Here is a 25,750-nt window from a genome sequence, read left to right as displayed (position 1 = left end):
AGGGAGCTGGATGCACGCCGCGTCCCGGGTGGACCGGGCAGTGGTGCCGCGGATGCGGCACCTTCCTCGAAGGCGACGGGGCTAACTGCTGCGCCAGGGATTGATGCCCGTCAGGGGCGAGACGCGGAACGGGGCTCGACGCGCAGCGCGAAAGCCCGGTCACGGCGCGTGAGCGGCGAGGGGCGCCCGACGTTGACACGGGTGGCGTGGCGAGCGCAGGCGCCAGTTACGATCCATTGCCAGCGGACCAGGCCGCAGGTCTGAGACGAGGCAGTGGTCAACGCCGGTTCCCGTGTCTGCCGCGCGGTACGGCGCGGGTATCTGGCCGCATGCGCACGCGACGAGATCGCGGCGCGCAGCCAATGCAAGTGCGATGGGTCCGTGAGGTGGTCATCCGGGCTTATCCGGGGGCCATTCATCGGTATTGACGGTCCGGCCGTCACGTCTTGGTGCGCGACGAACCGGTGGCGGATCGCGGGTAGCTGTTGCAGCCAGATCGCGCCCGTGCGGCACCCGCCGCGGTGCCTTCGCGTGCAGGATGAACAAGCGCGGAGACGGTCTGAGGCGAGCCCTGCTCCAGCGGCGCGGAGGCTGTCCGGCTCGCGGATCCGCTTTCCCGCAAACATTCGGTGTCATTGCACAAATCCGGCGCGCAAGCCGGTCATGCCGATGGATCTCGCATCCGTCTTTCAGGGAGGTTTGCGCGGGTCGTGCCCGGCGCGATTTACCACCGGCGCTGTCGCCGGCCAGGCTCATGGGTCCGCGCGGTACCTTCGCCACAGGTCGTTATTTCAACGTTGCTGTTGCGCGCACATCGGCGTCTTGATGGGATAACATGCCTATTCCTGACAGTAAAAGATTCAGAACGATGGGAAAAGGAATCAGGATGCGGTCCGCACTGGATCGACGGGGAAAGGCGTGGACCGTTGAGGCGTTGCAGGCGCTTCATGACGCGCAGCGGGAGATACCGGATCTTGTCTGCGATCATCCGCCGTGCGGATGTGCGGTGCGTTTCGTGCATCGTTACCAGCAGAACCGCTCCAACCGGATCGAGCCAATCGATGTGCCCGCCTACATCGGCCTGACCAGTGATTCCGGGCATGTCGCCGGATGCCGCTATGACGCGCCGGGACGGTTGACGGCTATCGTCGCGCAGTCCGATCCGGATTTCGTGAAGGCACTCGACACCGGCAAACGCGAACTGCGACTGCTCGTGCTTCACAATGGCCTGCGCGGCAAGGGGCTTTCCGGCACGACGCCCGTCCCTCCCGGTTCGGGTACCGGGACGCCGGGCGGGAATGCCACCATCGATGTTGTCCAGTCAGAGAAGAAGCTCTCGGGTTACGTGCGAACGACGGCCGACGTCGTCGCCCTTCGCGCGTTATGCGAATCGGATACGTTCCTGGCGTCGGAACTGATTCTGCGTTTCGGTACGCGACGCATCGCATGGAAGGACTTCTTTTTCGAGCGTGAGCGGTACGACGAAGCGTGGGAGCTGGTGAGGCAGGGCGGGACGAACGCTTTTCCGATCGCACTGGCGGCGACCGTGCGCTCGCACTACGTTCCGTCACCGGGAGACAGGTTCAAGAATGCTTTTCTGAACTGTGACGCGCTCTACCGGAAAACCGCTGCTCCAGACCGTGTCGAGACGTTCGAAGTCAGCATTGCCCATGAAGACGCGAACTGGCTTTTGAGCTTTCCAGTGGGTGCCGCCATCGTCATGTTCGGCATCTGGCGGGCGCAGGACAAGGTGGAAAAGACGGCTAAGGACCCGCGTAATCCGTCCGGGGCCGTCACCTATGTGACGCACAAGTTGATGCTTGAGCCGAAATTCCGGCGCCAGGTTACAGGAGCCGAAGATTGACAGGCAAACGCCATAGCGTTCGTTCATGTCGTAGGCGAACCGGGGCATGGAGCAGGCCATGGCGGTTTATTGGCGCGCGGGCGTTATTCCAAAGCGTCCAGGAAGGAGCGGCGCAAGCATTGAAACTGTGTTCACCCTGCAGTGTTGTGCGTGCGAACACGTAGCGAGATTGCCAAAAATTTTTCGGAAATAGGGGCTTGGTGACAATGATGAGTCGGGGGTCAGAATGGCGCAGGTGGGAGCCACATATTCACGCGCCCGGTACCGTCATGAACAATCAGTTCAACGGACCGACAGCATGGGAGGACTATCTTGCCGCCCTGGAAAATGCGACGCCCGCTATCGAGGCGATTGCCGTCACTGACTATTACGTTACCGATACGTATGAGGCAGTGTGCCGGCACAAGGTTGCAGGCCGCTTGCCGGGGGTGAAGCTCGTTTTCCCGAATGTCGAGCTTCGACTCGACGTTGCCACTGCCAAGGGGGGCTTCGTCAATCTTCACCTGTTTGTGAGTCCCGACGACCCGAAGCATCTGGAGGAACTTCAGCGGCTGCTGTCCCGTCTTCAGTTCAATGTGATGCTGGATCGCTTTGACTGTACGCGATCGGAGCTGATCCGCCTCGGGAAGAAGGCAGATCCGAATATCACTGATGATCGGGCAGCGCTCGCCTACGGAGCTAACCAGTTCAAGGTGAATTTCCAGCAGTTGCGCGAGGTCTTCAGCGAAAGCGGATGGGCAAAGAAGAACATCCTGGTTGCCGTTGCGGGCGGAGCAAACGACGGCACATCCGGCGTTCGTGAGGCGGCCGATCAGACGATCCGGCGCGAGATCGAGCGTTTTGCTCATGTGATCTTCGCCAGCAGCGCTTCGCAGCGAGAATTCTGGCTCGGCCAGCGTGGCCTCGGACCCGCAGAAATCTACGCTCTGTATGGGGGCCTTAAACCGTGCATGCACGGAAGTGACGCGCACAAGCTCGAAGACGTCGCCACTCCATTCGGCGATCGCTTTTCCTGGGTCAAGGGCGGACTGGAGTTTGACTCGCTCCGGCAGGCATGCATCGATCCCGGCGGACGCGCCTATGTCGGCTCGGAGCCTCCGGCGACCGCGACGCCATCGCAGGTCATCGCTCAGATCGAGATACAGGACGCGCCTTGGGTCAATACGCCGGTCATCCCGCTCAATCCAGGACTGGTGGCCATCATCGGCGCGCGCGGGTCCGGCAAGACCGCGCTCGCAGACATGATTGCGGCCGGCTGCGATTCGATTTCCAGCGAAGCGTGGCATGCTAATGAATGGGCGAATCCTTCTTTTCTCGTCCGCGCTCGCGAACTGGTCGGAAACGGGAAGGTGAAGATCAGTTGGGCGGCGGGTGAGCCAAGTGTCCGGAGGCTCGATGGGACCGATGCAGATGGTCCCGCTGTTTACGAGCGGGTGCGCTATCTCTCCCAGCAATTCGTGGAGGAGCTGTGCTCGTCAAACGGATTGACCGACGGGCTCCTGCGGGAAATCGAGCGAGTCATTTTCAACTCGCACCCCGACGAGTCGCGCGATGGGGCATTGGATTTCGAGGAGCTACTCGAACAGCGCGCATCACGGCATCGCCTAGCGCGAGAACGCGAAGCCGAGGCCGTATCTCAGCTTTCCGATCTGATCAATAATGAGCTGGAAAAGGAGAAGCTCCTCTCCGGCTTCGAGAACCAGGCCGCACAGAAGAAAAAGCTGGTTGACGCCTATACGGCAGACCGGGCGAAGCTTGTGTCGGCGGGCAGTGAACGGCGCGCCCAGCGCCACACGGAACTCGGAACAGCCGCAAACGAGCTGCGATCAAAACTACGAAACCTTTCCAGCCAGCGGCAGACATTCCTCGCCATGCAGGACGAGGTGAAGGATCTCCGCGTCAACCAGGCCCCTGACGCTTTGCGCCAGGCTCAGGTGCGGCACCCTCACAGTGGTATGTCGGACGAGCAGTGGGCCTCGTTCCTGCTCGATTACAAAGGTCCGGTGGACGACAATCTTGCCGGCTACGTGAAGTGGGTCGATGGGGAGATCGCATTAGTCAAGGGAGTCGCCCCGGCGCCGGGTGATCCCAACGAGCCCTTCTTCCCGGATGACGCCGATCTCAGCAAGCTGTCGCTCGCGATGCTCGAGGCGGAGATGGCGCGCCTGGAGAAACTGGTCAGCGCCGACAAGGAGACACAGCGGAAATATACGGCGCTATCCGGTCGCATCACGAAGGAGACGGCGGCCTTGCAGGCGCTCAACAACAAGATCAGGGACGCTCAGGGTGCGAAGGATCGTGCGCGCGAACTCCAGAAGGAGCGCGAGCAGGCCTATGGCCGGGCATTCGACGCACTGATCGCCGAACAGACGGTGCTGGGAGAGTTGTACGCGCCGCTTATGGCGCGGCTGGCCGCTGCGTCCGGTACGCTGAAGAAGCTGTCGTTTTCCGTCGCACGGGTGGCGAACGTGGAGGGGTGGGCGGCAGAGGCGGAGGACACCCTCATCGATCTCCGGATGGCAGGTGCATTTCGTGGTAAGGGCACGTTGCTCCAAAAGGCGAACGAGATACTAAAGGGAGCGTGGGAGACGGGTGATTCCGCAGCGGTGCGCGGCGCGATGGCCGAGTTCCGCCGTCTGTATCAGAAGGATCTTCTTGAGCATTCACCGGTGGCACAAAGCGAGCAGGCGGAGTTTCGTGCCTGGTCCAGGCGCTTCGCGCAGTGGCTATTCAGCACGGACCATGTCGAGGTGCGCTACGGAATCGACTATGACGGCGTCGATATCCGCAAGTTGTCTCCTGGCACCCGCGGAATTGTGCTGCTTCTTCTCTATCTGGCGCTTGACGACAGCGATAACCGACCGCTGGTGATTGACCAACCCGAAGAGAATCTCGACCCAAAGTCCGTTTTTGACGAACTCGTTCATCTCTTCGTCGAAGCGAAGGCGTATCGCCAGGTCATCATGGTGACGCACAATGCTAACCTCGTGATCAATACGGATGCAGATCAGATCATCATTGCAGAGTCGGGACCCCATCCGCCAGGAGCGCTTCCGCCCATTACCTACAAATCCGGCGGGCTGGAAAACGCAGAGATCCGGAAAGCGGTGTGCGACATCTTGGAAGGCGGAGAGGGTGCGTTCCAGGAACGGGCCCGCCGCCTGAGAGTGCGCCTTGAACGATGAGATTTGCAGGACGCACTGACACTGGCTACCCACGTCGCCTCAGCGCTGTGAGGAGACGGTCCAGGCTTGCAGGTTGTCTGGCCGGATTTTTTTTGGCGAGTGGCCGTCCGGGGTGGGTATGCGTTACGCGTGTCGTACTCCGGGAGCGCGGTTTCCATCAATAAACCGCAAGTCGCCTCGTTTTCGCCCATTGAGTCGCGAGCTTCGTTTGGTTCCCCCGAAGCCTGATCTTTAACGATGGTGAGGAATGGTGGCGGGGGGCGTCAGAGCTGCTGCTCCCGAAAGCGGACGCGGCATTCCCGCCGCAGGATTCAATGTATTCCGATAAATGGATAAACAAATTCTCATGGTGACGGGCAGTCATGATCGAACCTGTGACTACCTGATTCAGCGTTACCCGAACGTCCGGTTTTTCCGGTTGAACCTTGACCGCATCTCGACCTATCAGATCGTCATCTGTGAACATGGCTTTGAGATCATCGATGACGATTCAACTATCACGACTTCAACATGCCATTCGATCCTGTACCGCAAACCGATCCCGGAGGATCTTGGCGGGATCCTTGAACCCCAGTATCACGCCTTCGCTCATACAGAGATGTTTTCAATGATCGAAGGTATCGTCGAGGGTTTTGAAGGTGTTTGCCTGTCAAAGCCATCAATTATGCGAAGGGCCAACAACAAGATTGTGCAACTGCAGTTGGCCGAAAGAATGGGGCTTAAGCTACCACGAGGGTTGATCACCAATACGGCATCTGCCCTGACCCGACTTGGTAATGGGAAACTCATCGTCAAGCCACTGGCAACCGGCGTCGTTGAATACGACGGACGTAAGGAGTTTGTACAGACCAACCTTCTGGATCCTTCAATCGATACTTCGGGTCTCAGATATGTATCCGCATACTTTCAGGAATATATCAAGAAAGATTACGAATTCCGGGTGACTATTGTTGGAAACGATTGCCACGCTATCAGGATCGACTCACCCGACAAGGTCGATTGGCGAAAACCGGGTAACAACCCCACGTACTCGCTCGAACCGTTACCGCACTTACTCGAGTCGAGAGCAAAGGACTTCATGTGCGCGCTCGGTATGCAGTTCGGCTGTTTCGATTTCATGCTGAAAGATGGGGTGCCGTACTTTCTGGAAATGAATGCCAACGGGCAGTGGGCCTGGCTGGACAACGTGGCGCAAGGCCAGATATCGCGTTCTATGATCCATTTTCTGACGGGAACACACGGGTGAACTTTCTGCTCTATTTCTTCAACCGGATACCCGTATGTCACATATCGTGCGACGACGCATACGGTGCTTACAGGTCTGGTTTGCCACGCCGTTTCTCACTGCTCGTGCTGGTTCTTGGCAGGGCGAAGTTTTACCTGCTAACTTTCTATAAAGGACGCCCTGGTCTGGTCAAGCTTCTCAGATTCAGTGAAATGAGCCTGCTTGATTCGCAGCAGACCATAGACACATTGACGGCGAACTACAGGACCAACACTGGCGCGCTCACGAACGAACAGCTTGAGATTCAGTATGAATTCCTGAAGGAACGATTCAACAATAACGAAGACGCCAAATCTTCATTGGAAGCACGGATTGCAGCACACATCACGAGCTATTTCGCACTGGTCGGCTTTTACGGTTACATACTGACGATGATTTTGCCGATCTCGTCGAGAAGTGCGTGCGTCGCTGGATTCGTCTTTGGAATCGGATGCCTGTTTATGCTCGCGTGCGGCGCTTTTATATGGTCCAGCATGCAGGTCAAGGGCATCGTTCGATCCACCTTCAAGGATCTTGCCGCAGACACCTCGCCTTGCACCCAGGCCGTACTTGCTTATACAAACTGGTATGCGTCAAATCAGGAAGTTCGCGCGCTGGCAAGCGAGGTGAAGAATGTTGAGTCGAATATGATTCTTGCCTTGTGCGTGGCGGTTCCGTTATGGATCGCTGCGCAATTCATCATGTCACACCCAGAGCGAGAGCAACCAACCACAGACGGCGGGTCCGGGATGGGCGCAAAAGTAATAAACGCCAACGGATCATTCGCCACCAAAGAGCTCGCCGCGCTGCTTGCCGAGCTTGGCAAACATTTGTCCGACGGCGGTGAAAAATTCGTGATCGTCAGCGGGCAACATGCCAATCGCAACAGAGACAGGATCGTTGGCATACTGAAGCTTGCCAGTGGCGACGAGAACATTCGTGACATCAGACTGCCACAGTCTGATTGGGGCGATGCGAGCGTAGTAGTGAAACTGGACGAAGGAACCCAATGAAACCATACATATTTAACTATAGTGACTCAGTCAGGACGATTATCCCGGAATCGCCTGATCACCGTCTGCAACAACATCGCCCGAACGCGGGTTCCGTACTGGACAGTACCGTGCTCACGGCCACCGTGGAGCCAGTTGATCCGGATAGTGCCGTTTTGTCTACAGTCATTACCCGTAGTGTCGAGCCAAACGACACGGATCAATTCATGTCGGACTCGACTTACATGACGGAGTCGACCGAACCGGCTGATCCCGACATGATCCGGCTGGATTCAACCATCTTTACGAAGTCGCTTGAACCAGCCGATGAAGATGGCATCTATCCAATAGCCGGCACTACAGACCATTAACTGATTCTGTCGGAATCGAGCCGCGCGCAGTCTGCTGATCGTGCGCGGCATTCCGACTTCGTTGTTTCGTTGCACAAGCGGTCAGTCGAAAATTGGACCGTGACGGAACAGGTCCGTTCCCGTCTGCCAGCAGGGCAACGCAGAGGACAAACTCTGCCGCCGGGTCTGCCATGCCGACAAGGGTGGTGTCCTGCCGGAGCATATTCCTCGCACGATGACGACCCAACGAACGAGTCCTCTATTGCTGTTTCTGCAAAGCGTGTGGGCGTTCCGCAAGCGAGCCGACGATGAGTTCCGCCCATCGCAGGCAGTCGAACACCAGCGACCTCAAGATCGGTTTGGTGCCGTGGACATCGCCCATGTGAGAGCGAAGTGTTTGCATCACATAGGCTCCCTGGTTGAGCGCGCCTTCAAGGTTCTTCCTGAACGGAGAAACCTCCGTTTGTGTCCATCCTAGCGCAGTGAGCTGGCGATCAAGTTCAATCATCACTCCTTTGGCCAGGGCGGCTCGTTTGCACCGTTCCTGGAAGGATGCTTTTGTCGGATCCCCAAGACTTCGCTCTTCGTAGACTTTAGACGTGGCAGCGTCCACTGCACCGCATGCGGCAGAGATGGCGCCGCCCAGGTCGCCGTCGCGCAGGCGTTGCGCTGCCTTCAAAAGGTCCTTGTGGGATTCGCCGGGTGTGTCTGCCAGCGTACTGGTGTCAAACACGTTCAGCGGCACGAGCGTCTGATTCACGAATGACCAGCCCAGTCGGCTCAGATACTCGGAGAGCTTCTCCTGCATCTCTGAGCGTCGTCGAAGTATTTCTTCGACCAGGATTGTCAGAAAGTGGTATCTGGCATCTGAGTCCATCGTTCCGACCTGCTCGTCTATTGCCGACATCAACTGGCCCTTGGTAGCGCCACCCTGCGACTTCTGGACCAGATGAGCAGTGGCCGTGACATCGAATCCGGCAAGACCGGCTATTTCCTTGATGTCATCGAAACGAAACTCCTGCAGGCAGGCCCGAGCCGCAGGCCACGCTCGAATGACGTCATCCATTTGTTTGATCTCCGTGGGTTTTGTCGACACCTGCACGACGGTGAGTCGACGAACCTCAGGAACGATGAAGCTTTTCACGAGCTCCATCGCTTCAACAGCGTTGCCCCGCAGAGGCGTCAACGCTCGCAGTCGTCCAGCCAGGCCGCGCCAACCGATTGTTTCGCAGTACATGCGCAGCGTATTGATTTTCCCGGTGAGTACTGAGTCGATGACGCCTTGGGGTTCAAGGTCGTCGTAGTACTCGTTGAGGCCGAAGTTCATGCCTTCAAGGTCCGAACTTACAGATAGTAGTGCTTCAGCCTGTGCCGCCGGCAGCGCGCGCTCCACGTCACGCTCCGGTTCGCGGTCGCGGAAGTCAATCGTTGGAATGATCTCAAACGGTTCGAAGGAGGCGCGAGGCGCGCTCCAGCTACGCACTTCATCAAGAAGCTGTACGTAGGTTTCGTTTTTCAGGATGCCTTCTCCCGGGCAGACATAGGCGTCCTCTTTCCGGATATCGGTCGTCCAACCGGCGCACCAGCAAGAGGTATCCAGCATCATCTGCAGCGCTGAAGCCACTTCCGGGACTGAAAGTCGAGCTTGCGCAGCCAATGCCGTAACTGGAACCTGTGCCTGCTGGGTTTGCCGATACTGCAGACGAAGAGCGGCATACACACGCTCGATGTTTGACAACAGGCGCTGTGCTGGTTCGGCGTCCAGGAAAGACAGGGCAGACGATCGAACAACATAGTTATCGTTCTCTCGTCTGATCAGATCACCCGCTTCGAGTTGATCAAGCGTGGCGACTTCCGGGTAGTTTTCGGCACGGAACTTGAGCGCGGGCACACCCGCATCCAGGAGCAGCATCTGTTCGAGCAGTCGATTTAACAGTGATCGCTGAGACTCGGGCAGTTGGCTGGCGCTCGCACCACCCTGTACGGTACTTGTGGAGGAGGACGAGTGTATATTCATTGGGGCAGAGCGCATTGCTCAATCCGTAGGTCGAAAGTTTGAATCATTTTATGGCAAGCGGAAGCACGGAGGACAAAGGTGGAAGCTGGTCGAGCAGCAGTTTTAATCGACTGCGCCAGCTGCGTGTATTGTTCCGTATAGCCCTCAATATAGTCAGCCCAGATCTGCATCACGTGGCGATAGGCGGGTTGAATAACACGCCAACGGTTGCAGGCTCCGCTCGGGCGTTCCACTTCCCGCTATCCGAGCAGCGCTCGCAGATTGTCACGAATGAGGCTGGCGATGTCGCCAGCAGATACCCGATGGAAGCGCCCCAGTTCTTCGACGACACTTGCTACATCGCTCGGCTGCGAAGGTCTGTCGCCTGTCCGGGTGAAAGGACCATCAGTTTCCGTCAGTATCCGATCCAGGGGAATCGCCTGCACCATCGGTGCGTGCCTTTCATTGCCAAGCATTGCCGCATTGATAGAGAAGTAGCAGCCTAGCGCCAGCGCGCGCTTCGCCTCGCTTTTTGTTCCCGTGAACCAATGGAGAACGATTTTCCCGCGTTCGGGCGGCAGATATGCTTCGACAAGATCAAGCACTGCCTTGGCTGATCTGACGGTATGCACAGTAATGATCTTGTCGCCTGCCTGCGCGGAACGCTGCAACACGTGCTGGAACACACGCTTCTGCGCGTCGAGCGACTTGTAGAACCGGGGGCCTGCGTCCAACCCGACTTCGCCAACATATCGCGTCTCCGCGAGGTGCCGATCCCAGAGCTCGATCTCGCTTTCACGCTCCGCAACCAGCTGGGGGTGGAGCCCGAGCGCGGCTCGCACATGCTTCGTACGCTGCGCAAGTTCGTGATTGCGAGGCCACGCGCGCGGTGTCGTTGTCACCGCGAGTGTGAACACGCCGGCCGCATCGGCATCGCGAACAGCCGCGGCGTGGTCCGGGTAGAGATCAAGATGGCAATGGAAGTCGACCAGGCCCGTAGTGGCGATCATGCGCGTACCCTTATCAACTTGGCCTCGCCTTGGCACCGTCGATAAGCCGCGCGACTTCGCCCAGGCCCCGCCGGTAGACGTCGGCAAGCTGGTCTAGGTGTGCAGCTTCATCCGCAAGCGAGCCGGGCTTGTGGATCAAGAGGTTCGCGAGCTGGGGCTTGCCCCTCAAGCGCTCGATCGCGTACTGGAACGATCTGACCTGCACTCCCATCGCCTGGCGTGTGTCTAACGGCTGCGCATGAAGATCGGGTACCGTGTACGTCGTCGGATCGTTCCCGCTTCCCCATGCTGCTGTCAACGCTGCGCGACGGATGAGGCATGGCAGGCAATAGCCACATTGCTCGATTCCATGGCCAAGCCATCTGGCTTTGGCGGGGGACGAGCACGACAACGAATCCGTCGCCAGCTTTTTCAGGAGGTCAGGGTTGAGACACGCTGCGGCCATCTCACCCTTCGTCTTGTCCCAGTAAGGGTTCCGAATCTCGCCGTTTATGCCGAGCGCGACGAGCAGGTCGTTCCACCTCGCCATGTAATACGGATGCGTAGTGCGGGTGCTGTTTGATCCCAGTCGCAGGGGGTCCAAAGGCACATTCAACGCGATCAGCCCATTCTCGGGGACACGCAGGACGAAACGGCGCCCAAGCCCGGTACCCGCGAACACCCCGAGAGCGAAGAACAGGAACGACCTGCCGCGTGTGCTGTTCTCGCCGCCGACGCCTTCCACAAGACCATCCACAAAGGTCATGCCGACCCGCAAACGCTCAAAAGATGACTTGACGTAGTGCTTCTTCAAACCTGCGAACAGCTTGTTTTGAGCGTCGCTCGTCGCGCCCTCGCCGAAGTGGCTGACCAGTAGGGGAGTGGCGCCGTCGTCCAGCAGATCGATGGCCCCGATCAAGCTGTCCAATCCACCAGAGAACAGGCTGACGGAATCAAAGGGCGGTGCGATCAGACTCGGATGTGCTGCTTGGGTGATCGTCGCGAACCGATCTGGACGCGCCCTGAACCCGATCGTCCAGCGATCGCCCGTCAGGAAATCCAGAGACTTCTTGAGAGTCGGTGCGGCAGCGGCCCAGCGAGACGGATCGCTTACCGGCACAACCAGTCGTATCTCGCGCGTCCACGAGTCTTGCGACTGCTCGGTGCGAGAGATGCGTGTGTCCGCCGCATGGACATGGGCGGCCAGGACCAGCAGGTCAATGCCGATCTCAGAGGGAAACACGCCGATTTTCTTTAAGCTGGTCAGCGCGCCACCGATGCCATGATTCAAAGCCTTCTCGCCGGCAACGAGTTGCAGGTAGGTCCTCTGTTCGTCGGCACCCGCCGTCACATCGAAGCTATCGTCAGGACCGAAGCGGCCCGCCAGGAGTTGTCTTTTCATTGGTCCGCCTCCGAATCGCCCAGGGCTTGCAGGATTGCAAATGCAGACTCGTATACCGCATCGACGAAACCCTGGATTCGCTCGGGCGTGAGGTTCGGCGTTTCCGCACGTGCTCGACTCAGCGCGTCACTCACCCCGCCGCGGATGAAATCGCGTAACTGCTGTTCGACACGGTGTGCAGCTTGCGTGTCCGCAGGCATGGTCACGGCCTTTGTGCCAATGTCGTTGCAGATGCGCGCTTCTATCGCGTGGGTGGCATACAGTTCGAAGACTGTCTGCATCTGATCCGGCGTGAAGGTGGTCAGATCGGTCAGCCCTTCGCTTGCCAGTTCGACGATGGTTTCAATATACGCCTCGCGGGCGATGCCTTCATCGACAGTGCCCGCGCCTGGACAGACGTAGTCGGCGAGGCCAACGAAGATTTCGGTGAGCGGTCGTCCGGCCAACGACTCCAGGTCGAGTGCCCGCAGCGCCTCACGTATGCCCCTTGCCTGTGCATCGGCGAGAAAGCCGAGGAGCCGTGCACCGGCTCCGCGCGAGGCACCCATGCGTCGGGCCGCCTGGCGCGCGCCGCCGGCCGATGTTGAGACGTATCTTGATACTGCGCGGCCCAGGTTGGCGCGGTCGCTGCCACCAGAACCGGCAAATCGGGTGAAACTGTTCCGAGCACCGGAGAAACGCTGCGGGTCCGCCGTCTTGGGGATGGGTGGCCGGTTCGGCGGCACCGGCGGCGCGGTGCCATCCGCCGGTGGCTGGCCGTTCGGGACTGCGTCATCGCCAGGCGGGGCTGCGGGTGCGCCCGTGCCATCGGCGTCACCCAGCCATGACGGAACAAGCGGTGTTCCGCCACCGGGGCCACCGTAAGCCGTCGAGGTTCCCATTAACGTCCTCGCTTCACATTGTTGAGCGCCGCTTCGGCGCTGGCCTTGAGGCCTGGGTTATTGGTAATGGTGCTCCAGTCTCGCAGCAGCTTCGTCAGGCGAGCGGTGCATTCGCTGTCCTTGATGACGCCTTGCCAGCCACTGACAGCCCAAGGCCCGCACTTGCCATCCGGCAATGCCTCCAGAAAGTCCATCAACCGACTCTGGAGCGCAGGCTGCGCCTTCGCAAGAACGGCGAGGCCATCGATGCCTGCAGGCCTGGTGTCGAAGGCGCCCGTACTCATGATCTTGCTGCGCACGGCCTCGAAGACCTTCTCGGCTTCGGGTTGCACGAGCTGCTTCAACTCGGCTTCGTAGCCCTGGACGGTCATCCTGCCGCCGAACAGCTTCTCGACCACGCCAGCGAGGTGGCCGAGTACCGACACCGGGCCAAAGTAATCCTTCTTGTCCTTTGTGACGAACAAGTAGGCGCGCAGATCGAGTCCTGACAGCTTCGGGGAGAGCTGCGCCCAGTCGCGCACCGTCTCCGACGACTTCCACTCGTTCAGCACGACGTTGTCGGTGGCTGGCGCCGCTTCGGCGGCCTTTTGCCCCTTCGACTCTCGATCCTTGCCGCCAGCCGACACCAGGCTCTGCTCCAGCGTCTCAAGGTCTTCGCACAGGCCTTGCGGATGGACTGCTGCGACGAACGCGATCTGCTCGAACAACCTTGGGATGAATCGTTCTGCGAGCATGAGCTTCGCGAGCACGGGTAGCTTGATGTCGTCGCCAAAACCGCGTGCAGTCGCGGTCCGCTCGCGCAACAGCAGCGTGTTGAGGAAGCGCTTGATCTGGCGCGGGTTGCCCTTCGCGCCGCTTGCTAGGATGGGGCCGATCTGGTCGCTGAGCGCCAGCGCATTGTTCGCCTTCTCGGCCTGCTGGCCGAGTGCGGTCTTGATCGTCGCGGCATCCAGGCCGCCGCTGGTCCACGGCCGTTTCAGTTTCTCCCGCGCTACGGCGATCAGCTTCCCATAGTTCTCGTCGTTCTCCCCGACTTCGGCGCCAGCGAGCAACAACGTGACGTAGATCCGTGTCTCGGTTTCGCCCAGGGCCGGGATGCGGAACGGAACCTGGATGAGCTTTTCGAGATAGTTGCGGGCGTAGTCTCGCGGCCCAGTACTGTCAGGTAGATCGGGAAAGTGCTTGCGCACAGCATATTCGATCATCGCCTCATCAGCCGCGACGACGAACGCGGTTCGCGCGGTGAACACGAACAGCCGGATGGCTTCGAGCGTTTCGATGGCGGTGTCGGGCAGACATCGATCGAGGTCGTCGATCAGGACAACAAGCTGTTTGATTCCTGCATCTTTCAGGAGCTGATCGAATGCCTTGCGGAAGGCCTCCACTTCCTCCGGCACATTCTTGGACTCGCCCGGCTTCAGTACGGCCTTCGCCTCGTCGATGGCTGCCGAGAGGTTTTCTTTCGTGAGGAGCTTGGCAGGGTCTGCCATCAGCCCTTCGAGCGAGCCGATAATGGTTCCGATTTGCTCGGGCGTTGGAATGCCGGTGAATGCAGTCAGGGCTAGGCCGCCGGCCCGCTTGGCGACCTTCAGCCAGTCGATGCGACGGAAGACATCCTTAACGGCCACTGCCGCCTTTTTTAGCGCCGGACGTTTTTCGACCAAGCCTGTGACAATTCCCTCGATCAAGGCGATTTTCGCGTCCTCGAAACCTTGGAAGCGCCATCCGTTGAACTTGAGGCACAGGACATCGTCCTGATCGGCGAAACCAGCCTCGATCATTTCGAGCACGCTGGACTTTCCCGCCCCCCAGTCACCGTGCACGCCGATCGTCACCGGATGGTCGGGCTTCGCGCGAAGCAACCCGATGATCGTAGTAGCAATGGCCTCGTTGTTTAGCAGATCAACTTTGGTTTCGTTATCGGTCAGGATCATTCGTCTCTTCCTTGCTTTTCTAGTCGTTCCTACATCACTTGAGACCCTCTCTTACGTCGGCTAGATATCAACAAAGTCATCTGGTCCGAGATACCTGAGGTCGAGTCGGCCGATATCTTGAGCAACCTGCGCGAGGAGCAAACCGGCTCTCCTGGGATTCAAGGCATGCAGCAGCGTGCCCACCGGAGTACCATCAGCCGCAAGCACGCTGAGCTGACCATTCCAATGATGAACTTGAACGGGAGTGCCTGGTGGCAGCGGTGCCCCAAGCCACTGCACACCAGCCCAGTAGCGCCGATCGGCCCAGACACGATTCGTTTGTGGGATGAAGCTTTGCGCGAACTCTGTCCACATTTTCCTCGTTTCTGGTGTCGGCCAGTCAGGTCTTTCGCGCCACGCCGCCAGGGCCTCCGATTTGAGCCAATGCCGGAGTTCGTGGGCCGTTTGGAAAGTCGCTCCGGTGTCTGTCGCGACCTTGATGGCAGCGCGCCTGGAGTTGAAGCCGGCTTGAATGAGGATCGTGGCCGGGCGATTCATAGTTCCAGTTTCGACTGCGGCCACCGCCAAGCGCAGTTCGTAACCGTCCATCGGCATGCCGTCCACGGTATCGCCGTTTGCTACTGCGCGCACACGTATCGCTTCCATCGCCCAGGGAAGACGATAAACCAATCCTCCCTCGATGAACTGCAGTGTGTCGGATTCTTGGCCGGGGGCGATGCCGGCAAGAGACTCTCCAAACAGCCAGGCGTGCAGGATGTCGCGCCAGTTTGCTGGCATCGGGTCGGGCGTGAAAGGATAGAAGGTGAAGACGCGTTCCGCGAGGGCGGCGACGGCAGCAATCGCCGCCTCGGCGTCGCCTTGAAGGATGGCACCATTGGCCTGAATAAGAAGGCGATTGGCGTCCTCTGCGATCGCATCGAGCGCATGACCGGTCGTCAGTCCGACCCCTGCGAGGAAATAGCCCCGACGGCGCGCTGCTGTCGATTGACTCCAGATAAGCTGCCCTCGGGAGCGAAGACCCGCCTTGAGAGCCTGCTGAGTTTGCTCGTTCTGGCGCAAGAGCCGGCGGTGCCACAAAGAGGACTGAAGCACGTCATCCAGTGCCGCCTCGACGCCTTCGTCGGGGATGTCGTTGTCGCCGATCAAGCTGAGGATGGCGGTGTCGAGCGTTGCGATGTGCCGCTCCCAGTCGGCAAGAGCGCGCTGGCGGTCCTGGGGCTCTTCGTTTGCGATTTCCGGGAACGCCCAGGCAGCGGCATTGTTGACGACGTACTCGATCAGTTGATTGAGGTCGCCGCCAATGCGTGCATGCATGCGCGTCAACAAGGCAGCGACCAGCCTCACCAAGCCACTTTCCATCTCTCTGGCGCCGAGATCGGTGATGAGCGCTTCCCAGTTGCGTCGCTTTTTTGCAATCTCGTCGAACATGGGGAAAAGCACAATGCCCTCGACATCGACATAGGCGCGTCCTGCTCGGCCGATAACATTCTTGAACTCGGAGATTTCGATCCTCTCACCGTTTCGGTGAAGAGAGTTCATGACGACGGCCGTGGCTGATAGATTGAGCCCTTGTGCGAGGGTCGGCGACGAGATGGTCACCCTTAGCACGTTGTCGCGCAGCAAGCGCTCGACCTCCTTGCGATAGGCGGTTGGGAGGGCTCCGTGATGAAGTGCGACGCCGATGCGCAGGCATTTGAGGATCGCGCTGTCTGGCCCGAGCCATTCCTCGCCAAGCGCGATCGCGGTGTTGAGGATCGCGGGATCGGCTTGGAGCAACGAGCGAAGGGCGCCGCGCTCGTGAAGATCGACAATGACGTCGGCGAAGGGTTCGACGCTGCGCCGCTCCGGGCAGAAAATAAGTACGGTCTGGCCATCCTCAATCAGTCGCCAGGCTGTTGCCAGGCAGAGTTCGCGCTGATCTTTGGGAAACAAGGTCGTACGACGGCGCTTCGGCGGAATCCAATTCGGGGGCGTCTCCCCGGTGAGGAAGCGTTGTACCCAGGGGCGTTCGTCGCCGACGCGAAGGTTCAATCGGGCTGTGGGCGACGTCCACACCACCTCGCCGAACCGCAGGCGGGTCGGTCGCCAATCGTTTTTGATCAGTCCGCCAGGATGGTCTCGTCTCAACCAGCCCGCGAAGTCGTCGAGTTGATCGCCATCCGGCAGGATCGCTGAAAGACAAACGATCCGCCGCTGATGCGCGTCCGGACGGCGAAGAAGCCGCTGGATCTGCACCTCGTAGCGAACCTCGCGCTCGTTGAGCCCGATCATGTGTCCTTCATCGAAGACGAGAAGACCGACGTCATCGAGAAGGGCAGGGTTGTTCCGCAGCGCAAAGTCGAGCTTCTCCGGGGTGGCTACCACGATGTCCCTCTCGCCGATCGCATCCTCGTCGAAGCCGCTGACGCCGATGCTGCCGTAGAGCGCCGAGATGGTCTTGCCAAGCGGGCCAAATGTGCGTTGAAGGGTCGCTTCGGTCTGCGCAGACAGCGCTCTCAGCGGAGTGATGAAGACCACTCGCTTCTTGCCGGCGAGGCATCGCAGTATGCACAGTTCGGCGATGCGGGTCTTGCCAGCGCTGGTGGGCAAAGAGACAACCAGATCATCTGACTGGTCAATAGCGCGGTTGGCGGCCTCTATCTGCGAAGGCCAGAGATCTACTTCGGCCTTTGGGCGGCTCTGCAATAGCGCGAGGAACAATACGCGAAGCGCGGGCCAGTCGGCCGCTTCGCCGCCTGCAGGCTGGAACGGAACCCTCTCATGAAAGGTGCTTGACCACAGGTCGGAAAGCAGATGAATCGCGATTCGATTCACCCACCATTGTGGGAGCATGTTCATTTCGCTGCAGACGGAGAGGTTCGTGCGAAGCCGCTCCAGCGCCTGGTCAACCAACGCCCGCTCGCCTCGTTCGAGAGCCAGCAGGAATAGCGACATCCCTGCCATGAATATGTCCGTCAGCGCTTTGTCCAGGCCTTCGAAAAGGATATCTTCGCCGTCGCCGGCCAGGTTGATCCACGCCCCGACCCTGTCGAGTCTGGCCCGCATCCGTGCGGCGATCTCGGTGTCACTGCCTTCACCAGAAGCTCGGAAATCGAGAACAGTGGTTCGCAGCGTACGGAAGTCCCGCCTCATCAGCAACGTCAGGACTCGTTCCGTGGGGGCGAAATTCGCGTCCCCCGCGACGATCGCCAGCAGAGAGTAGGCGCGCGCGGAAAGGTGCGCAAGGTGGTAGCTCGCCGCCGCCATCGCAAAGTGAAAATCGCGATCGGCCTCATCCGGATTACCTTTGGCGATCACCGCCTCGAGGGCCGTCGCGGCTTGCTCGAATGCGATCCGCGCCTGCGCATCCGATCCGCCCAGCTCGCGCAGGCGAAGGCCAAGCCCGAGAAGGACGTAGCCATAAGAATGCAGGTCGTAGCTAAGCTGTGCTGCGAAGGCCGGAGCGTCGGGGGGAAGCACCCCGCCGCGCCAGATGATTGCTCTCGCCTGGCCTCGTGCAATGAGACTTCCACGGAAACCGGCAGTTGCCGCTTCTGTGATGTCTGCCGCAATTGCCTCAGGTGTTGTTGGCATCAGCGATCACCCGGTCATAGACCGCTCCGATGAAATAGGCATGACCCTCGACGCGCAGCCCAACGCCCCATTGGGTGATCGCTCCTGGGTACGCTTGGAGAGCGGCAGTCAACAGGGCGTTCGGCGGACTTCCTGAGAACGTGAAGAGAAGATGCCGGACGTTTTGAGCCGGAATCCCATGCTTGAGCAACGCATCGTCGACGGCGTCGGCAAGCGGTAGATTGCCCAGTTCGAGCAATCGCGCGGAGATGAACGAAAGCGCATGTGCAGAGGGCAGGCCACCATCCTTGTCGAGAGCGGCCCTCGCATCCGTAAGGACCTGAGCCGTCAAGGCGGCACGGCTCTTAGCTTCCGTCTTCAGAAAATGCAGCCTTTGAGTCTGAGCATCCTGGAGGATGCCGATGACGTCATCGCCGCGCATGGCCATGTTGCGATGGTCTTTCCAGCGCAATCGCTTGATTGGCGCGCGATACCCGCTATGCGCGTCGATCCATTCAGTCGCATAAATCTCTCCGAGGTCTCCGGATCGGATTGCTTTGGTGGTCGGTAGCCTGCCTTGAATCAGCGCAGCCGCCGCTGGTTTGCCCAGACGCACAAGTGCCCGTGCGACCTGTTCTTCCGATGCATAGTGCGCCGGAACAATGGCAGCGGTAGCCTGGACGCCCACCGGAAGGTGCTCCGGCTGTCCCGTCATAACTCTGATGAAGTGGTTGCCTACTGGCGTATCGACTGCTAAGCACCAATCGTTGAATTGCGCCATGCCTGCCTGTCCTAGAATTTTTTCTCGACGCCAGAGATCGGATGGACATAGATGAGCCCTCTGGTTTGCGCCTCCTTGACCTTGCGATCGATCATTTCGCGAAGACTCAAATGACCCTCCAGGACAAGGATCAGATCTTCTCCGTCAATGAAGAGAGTCTGGATCTCTTTGCCCATCACGAGGCTGCGGATGACTTCGGGGCTGAAGCCATTCACAGAAATGAACAGGCCGCGCCCGTACAGTTTCCCTGCGACCTTGCCAGCAAACTGATACACGGGTTCATTGCTCGCCGAGCGCTCCTGCCACTTCGCTTCGATCAGATAGTGCTCTCCCTCGAACTTGACCGCGCCATCAATCTGTTCCCCGTGCACGCGGAATGCTTCGGTAGCCTCAAGATTCGAGAGGCGCGAGAGTTCGATCAGGATGCGCTCCAGTGCGTATCCGCGCTGCTGCCGCGAAGTCTTGTTAGCGAGCAGATCGAGGTACTCGGCGCGTAGTTGATCCAGCGATGCCGTCGGTTTCTGTTGTACTGCCTCTTGGGCGGCCCGGCGCTCACGATCAGCCTTGATCTTCGCGTCCCGGATTTCCTGCAGTTGGCGTAGATGCTCGAGGTTTTTGTTCGCGGTGCCCCGGTCGAGCTTGCGCAGCTTGTCGAAGTAATACGGATCAAAGTGCGACCAGTTGAGCAGCGACTGCAGCATCGCACGGAATGGGCCGAGGCCTTGATCAGAGCGTACTGCGAGCGCTGCAAACAGGGCGTCGACAACTTCGGGGCGCTTGAGCGCGTTTTCACCCTCAAGCTGTGGAGGCGCAATCTCTGCCTTGGTGCATCCGTGCTTTTCAAAGAAGCCTACGATGTCCTTGCGAGGCCAGAAGAGCGAAAGGATGCAATCCTTCATGCAGCCCTTGATGTCTGCGGGGAAGCTCATGCGGTGCTCCCCTCGGCGAGCCGGGCAAGGAGTTGTTCAATCACGTCGTTGACTTGACGCTGCCGCAACGCCCGCGCTTCGCGCTGGTCGGGTTCATCGCCTTCGCCCAGCTCGAACTTGGCGACCGATACGGGGCCATCCTTGCGATAGCCCTCCGTCTTCTCGTCGTTGGCGAAGCGGCTGCGCAGGATTGCCAGCGAGGCCTCGATGATGGCGCCATGCTTGCCAGCGCATTCTTTGCGGAAGGCTTCGGCCGCGGCGTCCATGCCTTCGGGCGCGTGCTCGATGCAATAGATCAGATCGTGTGCGTCTTTGCGTTCGAAGCGCTGGTCGAACGCGAAGGACTTTAGGCACGTAAAGCTGACGAGATTGGCATGCTTGATCTTCTCGGTGGCGATGCCGTTGCCGCGCAGCAGCTCCGCCTGGATTTCGGTTACCTGATGCAGGTCGAAGACGATCGACGAGTGCGGGATGTTCAGGGCCGAGATCGTGCCCTCGGTCGGCAGGGGCTGTACCTTGCCGCCGGCGAGATCCGGCGCGTCCGCCAGTAGTTCCCAGGACCATCAGCGCACCGTGTTCGGTGCGGGTCTGCCAACGCCACGAGAGTTTCTTCCCGGCTTCGTTTTCGGCGCGCTCGAAGCCCATCTTCTTAAGGTTGTCCTCCAGCGTGTGATACGCCTCGGTATCGGCCAGGATTTGCAGGTCGATCACGATGTCCACGTCCAGCGTCCCCGCGTGCGCCGGCACCACAGGAGGCCGCGCGGCGACGAGATACCGCGGTGTGAGCCCACCGATCAGGTAGACCGAATCCTTCCACGGTCCGAGACCTCGCAGCAGTGTCACGAGGACACGTTCGCAGTCCACCGTGTATTGGTCGCTGTAACCGTCGAGCGTTGCGGGCTTGGCCATCAGAAGCCGATCCTTGCTTTGCGGAAGTGCTCGGCCATTTCCTTGGAGCGGCCTTCGCCGCGCAACAGGTCGAGATAGATTTGGATGGGGCTGGCGAGCCATAGGCCATCGACTCTGTCGCGAAACAACAGTTCTCCCGATGACTTGGCATCAATGATGCCCAAGTTGGCGCCTTCGTTGACGACGCGCGCGCCTAGGTCACCAATCGCGGCATCGGTGTTCGCACCGGTTAGCGCCCGCACGCGGACCTGGGAGACGTTGGAAAGAAATGGTGCATAACGTTGCGCGGCCGCCTCGTGGCTGACTTCGTACTCGACGTCGTGCATGTCAAAGACTTCACCAATCCGCATCGCCAGCATTTCGGCCTTTGTGCCCGACACATAGTACCGTCGCAAGTTTGGCGAGCGGATAGTGGCAAGCTGCTTGGCCCATGCGTCTAGCAAGGCCGTCGGCTCGCGAAGATGACGCTCCTTGCTGGGGCCTTGCCCACGCGCCACCAGCCAGTCGAAGCGCTCCAGTTCGGTCAACACTTGGGAGGCGGTAGCGGGCGACACAATCGCCTGCTGTGCCAGTTCCGTGACGCCAAACCAGTTCTGATGCTGCACCAACAGTGCGTGGAGCACCTGGGCGCGCCGTCCGGTAAACAGCGTGCGTACCGACTTCGCAAGGGCCTTGGGCGGCGGCTTTTCGATGTAGAGGTACGCACCGGGCGCTGGCAGGTACAGGCTGCCGCCGCTGTCGTAATAGCCGATGCGCTCGCTTCTGAGCAGCTCCTTCGCGCCGGGGGAGAGGGATTCGGCGACGAGGAGCGGCAACGGCGCTTGCCCTTGCCCTGCAGGTCGTCCATGACTCGCTTCCCGAAGTTGCCAGGCCACTTGACGGACATCTCGGGGGAAGACGGATTTTTTGACTTCGATCAGCAAGACAAAGGACTTGCCGGCGACGTGCAGATCGACTTGGGCGTCGTATCCACGGTCGCCGTGCGTTCTCACGGGCTCCCAGTGGTCGAGATCGGCGTCCACTTCCGGAAGCTCCTGTAGCGCGTCCACGAACTGGGTGATGAGCTGTCGTCCGGTCAGAGGAGACTCAAACATAGGCGCCAAGACCTTCTTTACTGTTCAGTAAATATACGCATTATAGTGAATATTCGGTAAAATGCCAATATTTACTGAACAGTGAAAAAAGGCCCCTTCCGGCCCGGCGTAGGTTGAACATCCGGTCGGGCATCTTGGCGTTCCGACGTAGGGTTCGTGGGCTATGCCTCGCGCCTCGCTGACGCCTGCAGCCGACTCGTCTACGCCAGTCAAGAAGACAGAGCCCACCAGTCGACTGCAACTCGATGTCAATCTAGCCAAGACCTTTATGCGCATTAGCGCTCGGGTGGACTCCAATAATCGTCATCCGAATCGATCTGATCCGAACTAGTCCCCGGAATTTGGACAGGAGAGGTTGAGTAGTCGACCCTTTTGACTAACACGGCTTCGACAGTATCGGGAACTACGCGAAGCGGATCTGTTGACCATCCGGTGTCAGCGTGAAATGCACCGAGCGCGCGTCCGAAAATGACGATATTTTTCCCTTCCTCGTGTTGCACGGATCCGAACACGACGGCGTCCAACGGTGGTTGATGTATTGCAGTCAGATATTCGGCTAGGACCTGTGTGGTCAGATATTCGTGTTCTTCCCCAGGACGAATCGGCGTCTTGATACGGTCGTGCAGATGGCGCAAGAGACGAAACAGCATTGCGCGATTGCGGAAATCGTCCTGAAAGTAGCTTAGCGCCATCCCGTGGGATTTCTCGAGGAGCGTGAAGTCGAGAACACGCAGCGGCCGGACGGTTCGAAATTCGACAGAGCTGACCTGTACACCGAGCGGAGGACGGAGTTCGGCGACACAGGTTGGACGTTCGAAGGATCCATAGAAAACCGAAACGCCTTCCGGATTCATCCGCCCAGCCTTCGCGACACTTGGCGGCGGTGCATGCAGTTCGCGGGCCGGGTTGGCGGCAAATTGACGAAGCTGTTCGAGGGACGTTACTTGGCGACCGCGAAAGATTGACTGGTCTGTGAGTTCATAGATGACCGTGGGTTTGCCTTTCGAGTGCCGTTGCCAAGTGCGCAACATGTCGACGTCTTGAAAGAGCTTGGCGAGGAAGTCTCTCGCATCATCATTGAAGAATCTGTATCCCGATTTGACGCCACGCCGGAAATGTTCCCACGCATCATCGGCGTATTCGTCGATGTTCCAGCCGGAACGGATTTCGTAATTTTCAGTGTCATCCCAGTACGGCTCATCGCCATCGCTGGGATCACCGTTGAAATTGTCGGTGAGCACTTCAAGGATCGCCGGTACCACTCGCTCCTCTGCATCCTCTCCGAGGATTTCCGTGACAACGTCGGATAGTGGATCGCCTGAGGTTTCCCCATCGTAGTGCTGGTAAGTGCCCTTGACGAAGTATTCTTCCAGGACATCGTGCACGCGCGTCGTGGCCGTCAACAGATCCCACGTTTTGCGACGTTTCCGACAGAAGTCGCACTCGTCTACTTTCCCTGTTGCTTTTATTTCTTTATCTAAATGGATGTCGTCGAGACATGTCCCACAGATTCTGCTGTCCCGATCAAATTCGTTCAAGGTGTTTTCTGTCATGGCTGAGTGTCGCCCGCTTCGGAGATCCCCTTCTGCAACACAGGCTGATCAGAAGGCCTCAAGCGTTTGCTGCAGCGTCTGGACCCTATCGGACGTCGAGGCTTTGGCGCTTGCGGGGGGGGCGTGGCGAGGAACATAGATTCTACGCCGTCTCTATATAGTAAAGAAAAGCCCGCGAGGGCGATTCGACGGATCGTGAGCTGGGGCAGATTGGGCGTCAGGCATGTGCCGCACTGCCGGCTCGGGTACGGCTCTTCGAGGTCGTGCTGCCCGCTCGCTTCGCGACTGGCCGTGCTTTCTTCGCCACAACGCCCTTCGTCGTGGTTTTGGCTTTGGCGGCCGCCTTCGGCACTGCTTCGGGCTTTGCCAGCGTGAGATGTAGGCCCATCTCCTCGCTTTGGCGGTGTGCGCTGGGAGCCCGTGACCTTGAACATCGCAGCATCTGTTGGCTTTGAGCGGGCCGCGTCGGAAGGAGCCTGACGGTACTCGTGACGGTATTACCTTTGTGCAATGCTTTGCGGTACCCTTTCTCCCCGGGTGTGGTGAGGAAAAGAGGCGTTATCTTCCATTGCAATCGACCGGAAGCCGAGAAGTGCTGGACGGATTTGTCGGCATCGCTGGCGGTATCGTTGCAATGCCAACCCGCGGAAAGGCCGTCTACACAAGGCTCCAGCCCAATGGTTGACAATCGAGTGGGTATGCCGCTCAGGTCCGCTTGCTCGATCCCGTTTCTGTCGTTGGCATGCTTAGGCGATCAATATAGTCGGCCCACTCCTGCATGACCCGGCGACGATCATCGTCAAACGTAGTTCTATCGTAGGCCTTTTGTACATCGCCACGTTTGGCGTGTGCCAGTTGCGCTTCCAGTACATCGATATCCATACCGAGTCGTTCTCGCGCGACGGTGCGAAGCATGCCCCGGAAACCGTGCGTCGCGTGCTTCCCTTGAAAGCCCATCTCTCGCAGTGCTTTGCTCAATGCATCTCGATGTAGATGAGGGGTCTTTTGACGGGCAGGGGACGGAAAGACATAGTGCCCCTTACCGGTAAGTGACTGCAACTCGTTCAGGACGGCGATGGCCTGCTTCGGCAATGGCACGATGTGATCGTGCCGCATTTTCATCCGCTCGGCTGCAACATGCCATTCAGCTGTCTTGAGGTTCACCTCATCCCACGGTACCGCGGCAACCACACCTGGGCGAAGGCCGGTCAGCATGGTGAGCTTGAGGGCGGCGCGGGTAATAGGCGACTTGTAGGCATCGATAGCAAGGACGAGCGGAGCGATGTCCGCAGGCTTGGTGATCGCTGGTATGTGGCCTTTCTTGTGGCGAGGCACAACGCCGCGCAGTGTCAAGGCGGCGCCATCTTCGCGCAGTCCGTTCTGGACGGCGTACGTTACGATGCCACCGACATACTGCCGTGCCTTGGTCGCGAGGTTAGGCGCATGAGCTGCAATCGCTTCAAGTACGGGCTTGACCTCTGGCGTCGCAAGCGTCGAAATGGGCTTGTTGCGGAGTGCGGGAGTCAGGTATTCGCGCACGACAAACTCCGCCTTCCGGTAGGTTTCGTCGGCCCATTCCTTCCGTTTGTAGTCGAGCCAGCGCTGGGCCACGAGATGGAAGGCGCCTTCGGCCACGCGTTTGCGGGCGATGGACTCGGCCTGGCGATATGCAACCGGATCGATGCCTTCGCGTACGAGATTGCGTGCGGTAGTGGCCGACCGTCGCGCATCAGTGAGCGTGATATCGGGGTAGGGGCCGAGGCTGTGGAAGTTCTCCTTGCCTGTGCTCGGTCGTCGATAGCGGAACAGCCAGGTTTTGGTGCCGTTCGGCTGGACCCTCAGGGCGAGTCCGTTTCCATCCGCGAGAAGGTAGGAACGGGCGCGCGCTTTGGCGGCACGGAACACTAACTCTGACTTCGGTTCGACGCGTCTGGGCATGGGTTTGCCCCCGAATCTGGTATACGCAACAGTATACGCAAAAATCGTCGATGTCAGTGGAACGCAGGGGATCTGTAGAGAACAAAAAACCCCGTAAGACGTTGATCTTACGGGGTTTCTCGGACTTCTTCGGCTTG

18 protein-coding genes are annotated in these 25,750 nt (G+C 59.3%); 6 read left to right on the top strand and 12 right to left on the bottom strand.

Annotated features, from left to right (window positions below; translation table 11 throughout):
- Window positions 1–886 precede the first annotated feature (886 nt).
- The 5 genes from PQR32_RS37230 to PQR32_RS37210 all read left to right on the top strand — a co-directional run bounded on the left by PQR32_RS37230 (window position 887) and on the right by PQR32_RS37210 (window position 7,676).
- Complete coding sequence (locus tag PQR32_RS37230) at window positions 887–1,864, top strand: hypothetical protein (protein WP_408239455.1); 978 nt, start codon at window positions 887–889, stop codon at window positions 1,862–1,864.
- 206 nt (window positions 1,865–2,070) lie between these two features.
- Window positions 2,071–5,049 (top strand): TrlF family AAA-like ATPase, encoded by a 2,979-nt coding sequence (locus tag PQR32_RS37225; protein ID WP_408239458.1) that lies wholly within the window; start codon window positions 2,071–2,073, stop codon window positions 5,047–5,049.
- 328 nt (window positions 5,050–5,377) lie between these two features.
- Window positions 5,378–6,295, top strand: a complete 918-nt coding sequence (locus tag PQR32_RS37220; protein WP_408239452.1) for an MvdC/MvdD family ATP grasp protein — start codon at window positions 5,378–5,380, stop codon at window positions 6,293–6,295.
- Entirely contained in the window at window positions 6,292–7,326 is a 1,035-nt protein-coding gene (locus PQR32_RS37215) for a hypothetical protein (protein WP_408239449.1), read from the top strand. Before PQR32_RS37220 ends, PQR32_RS37215 begins: the two co-directional genes overlap by 4 nt.
- Complete coding sequence (locus tag PQR32_RS37210) at window positions 7,323–7,676, top strand: hypothetical protein (RefSeq protein WP_408239446.1); 354 nt, start codon at window positions 7,323–7,325, stop codon at window positions 7,674–7,676. Before PQR32_RS37215 ends, PQR32_RS37210 begins: the two co-directional genes overlap by 4 nt.
- 238 nt (window positions 7,677–7,914) lie before the next feature.
- On the opposite strand, the gene PQR32_RS37205 is transcribed toward PQR32_RS37210, so the two are convergent.
- From PQR32_RS37205 to PQR32_RS37165, 9 genes are all read right to left on the bottom strand, one after another.
- Window positions 7,915–9,567 carry a hypothetical protein gene (locus tag PQR32_RS37205; protein WP_408239443.1) on the bottom strand — a complete coding sequence of 551 codons (1,653 nt, stop codon included), beginning with the start codon at window positions 9,565–9,567 and terminating at the stop codon, window positions 7,915–7,917.
- Between the two features lie 344 nt (window positions 9,568–9,911).
- Window positions 9,912–10,661 (bottom strand): Qat anti-phage system TatD family nuclease QatD, encoded by a 750-nt coding sequence (gene qatD / locus PQR32_RS37200; RefSeq protein ID WP_408239440.1) that lies wholly within the window; start codon window positions 10,659–10,661, stop codon window positions 9,912–9,914.
- Window positions 10,662–10,674: 13 nt separating this feature from the next.
- A complete protein-coding gene (gene qatC, locus PQR32_RS37195) occupies window positions 10,675–12,042 on the bottom strand; it encodes a Qat anti-phage system QueC-like protein QatC (RefSeq protein ID WP_408239437.1) in 1,368 nt (455 codons plus the stop codon).
- Window positions 12,039–12,923 carry a Qat anti-phage system associated protein QatB gene (qatB, locus tag PQR32_RS37190; protein WP_408239434.1) on the bottom strand — a complete coding sequence of 295 codons (885 nt, stop codon included), beginning with the start codon at window positions 12,921–12,923 and terminating at the stop codon, window positions 12,039–12,041. Before qatB ends, qatC begins: the two co-directional genes overlap by 4 nt.
- Window positions 12,923–14,857 (bottom strand): Qat anti-phage system ATPase QatA, encoded by a 1,935-nt coding sequence (gene qatA, locus PQR32_RS37185; protein WP_408239431.1) that lies wholly within the window; start codon window positions 14,855–14,857, stop codon window positions 12,923–12,925. Before qatA ends, qatB begins: the two co-directional genes overlap by 1 nt.
- Window positions 14,858–14,917: 60 nt before the next feature.
- On the bottom strand, window positions 14,918–18,430 hold the full coding sequence (locus PQR32_RS37180; RefSeq protein WP_408239428.1) for a DEAD/DEAH box helicase: 3,513 nt from the start codon (window positions 18,428–18,430) through the stop codon (window positions 14,918–14,920).
- Window positions 18,414–19,190 (bottom strand): Hachiman antiphage defense system protein HamA, encoded by a 777-nt coding sequence (locus PQR32_RS37175; RefSeq protein ID WP_408239425.1) that lies wholly within the window; start codon window positions 19,188–19,190, stop codon window positions 18,414–18,416. Before PQR32_RS37175 ends, PQR32_RS37180 begins: the two co-directional genes overlap by 17 nt.
- A gap of 11 nt (window positions 19,191–19,201) precedes the next feature.
- Window positions 19,202–20,119, bottom strand: coding sequence for a restriction endonuclease (locus PQR32_RS37170; RefSeq protein ID WP_408239422.1), 918 nt, complete (start codon window positions 20,117–20,119; stop codon window positions 19,202–19,204).
- On the bottom strand, window positions 20,116–20,385 hold the full coding sequence (locus PQR32_RS37165) for a hypothetical protein (RefSeq protein WP_408239419.1): 270 nt from the start codon (window positions 20,383–20,385) through the stop codon (window positions 20,116–20,118). Before PQR32_RS37165 ends, PQR32_RS37170 begins: the two co-directional genes overlap by 4 nt.
- 108 nt (window positions 20,386–20,493) lie before the next feature.
- On the opposite strand from PQR32_RS37165, the gene PQR32_RS37160 reads away from it, so the two are divergent.
- Window positions 20,494–20,670, top strand: a complete 177-nt coding sequence (locus PQR32_RS37160; protein WP_408239416.1) for a hypothetical protein — start codon at window positions 20,494–20,496, stop codon at window positions 20,668–20,670.
- 357 nt (window positions 20,671–21,027) lie between these two features.
- On the opposite strand, the gene PQR32_RS37155 is transcribed toward PQR32_RS37160, so the two are convergent.
- The 3 genes from PQR32_RS37155 to PQR32_RS37145 all read right to left on the bottom strand — a co-directional run bounded on the left by PQR32_RS37155 (window position 21,028) and on the right by PQR32_RS37145 (window position 25,613).
- Window positions 21,028–22,122: a hypothetical protein gene (locus PQR32_RS37155; protein ID WP_408239413.1), complete on the bottom strand. Its 1,095-nt coding sequence runs from the start codon at window positions 22,120–22,122 to the stop codon at window positions 21,028–21,030.
- 275 nt (window positions 22,123–22,397) lie between these two features.
- On the bottom strand, window positions 22,398–23,675 hold the full coding sequence (locus PQR32_RS37150; protein ID WP_408239410.1) for an RES family NAD+ phosphorylase: 1,278 nt from the start codon (window positions 23,673–23,675) through the stop codon (window positions 22,398–22,400).
- Between the two features lie 705 nt (window positions 23,676–24,380).
- Window positions 24,381–25,613: a tyrosine-type recombinase/integrase gene (locus tag PQR32_RS37145; protein WP_408239407.1), complete on the bottom strand. Its 1,233-nt coding sequence runs from the start codon at window positions 25,611–25,613 to the stop codon at window positions 24,381–24,383.
- Window positions 25,614–25,750 lie beyond the last annotated feature (137 nt).

The organism is Paraburkholderia dipogonis (genome assembly GCF_046027395.1).
Classification (GTDB): Bacteria; Pseudomonadota; Gammaproteobacteria; order Burkholderiales; family Burkholderiaceae; genus Paraburkholderia; species Paraburkholderia dipogonis_A.
The sequence above is the reverse complement of the archived record's forward strand: the minus strand, read 5'-3'. Positions and strand labels throughout refer to the sequence as shown.

Bases quoted from the DNA above. Each gene is read 5' to 3' on its own strand.
- PQR32_RS37210 (WP_408239446.1), top strand. From the start codon at position 7,323: ATGAAACCATACATATTTAACTATAGTGACTCAGTCAGGACGATTATC.
- qatC (WP_408239437.1), bottom strand. From the start codon at position 12,042: ATGAAAAGACAACTCCTGGCGGGCCGCTTCGGTCCTGACGATAGCTTC.
- qatD (WP_408239440.1), bottom strand. From the start codon at position 10,661: ATGATCGCCACTACGGGCCTGGTCGACTTCCATTGCCATCTTGATCTC.
- PQR32_RS37230 (WP_408239455.1), top strand. From the start codon at position 887: ATGCGGTCCGCACTGGATCGACGGGGAAAGGCGTGGACCGTTGAGGCG.
- PQR32_RS37175 (WP_408239425.1), bottom strand. From the start codon at position 19,190: ATGGCGCAATTCAACGATTGGTGCTTAGCAGTCGATACGCCAGTAGGC.
- PQR32_RS37165 (WP_408239419.1), bottom strand. From the start codon at position 20,385: ATGGACGCCGCGGCCGAAGCCTTCCGCAAAGAATGCGCTGGCAAGCAT.
- qatA (WP_408239431.1), bottom strand. From the start codon at position 14,857: ATGATCCTGACCGATAACGAAACCAAAGTTGATCTGCTAAACAACGAG.
- PQR32_RS37150 (WP_408239410.1), bottom strand. From the start codon at position 23,675: ATGACAGAAAACACCTTGAACGAATTTGATCGGGACAGCAGAATCTGT.
- PQR32_RS37160 (WP_408239416.1), top strand. From the start codon at position 20,494: ATGCTTGATCTTCTCGGTGGCGATGCCGTTGCCGCGCAGCAGCTCCGC.
- qatB (WP_408239434.1), bottom strand. From the start codon at position 12,923: ATGGGAACCTCGACGGCTTACGGTGGCCCCGGTGGCGGAACACCGCTT.
- PQR32_RS37220 (WP_408239452.1), top strand. From the start codon at position 5,378: ATGGATAAACAAATTCTCATGGTGACGGGCAGTCATGATCGAACCTGT.
- PQR32_RS37180 (WP_408239428.1), bottom strand. From the start codon at position 18,430: ATGCCAACAACACCTGAGGCAATTGCGGCAGACATCACAGAAGCGGCA.
- PQR32_RS37155 (WP_408239413.1), bottom strand. From the start codon at position 22,122: ATGTTTGAGTCTCCTCTGACCGGACGACAGCTCATCACCCAGTTCGTG.
- PQR32_RS37205 (WP_408239443.1), bottom strand. From the start codon at position 9,567: ATGCTGCTCCTGGATGCGGGTGTGCCCGCGCTCAAGTTCCGTGCCGAA.
- PQR32_RS37225 (WP_408239458.1), top strand. From the start codon at position 2,071: ATGATGAGTCGGGGGTCAGAATGGCGCAGGTGGGAGCCACATATTCAC.
- PQR32_RS37170 (WP_408239422.1), bottom strand. From the start codon at position 20,119: ATGAGCTTCCCCGCAGACATCAAGGGCTGCATGAAGGATTGCATCCTT.
- PQR32_RS37145 (WP_408239407.1), bottom strand. From the start codon at position 25,613: ATGCCCAGACGCGTCGAACCGAAGTCAGAGTTAGTGTTCCGTGCCGCC.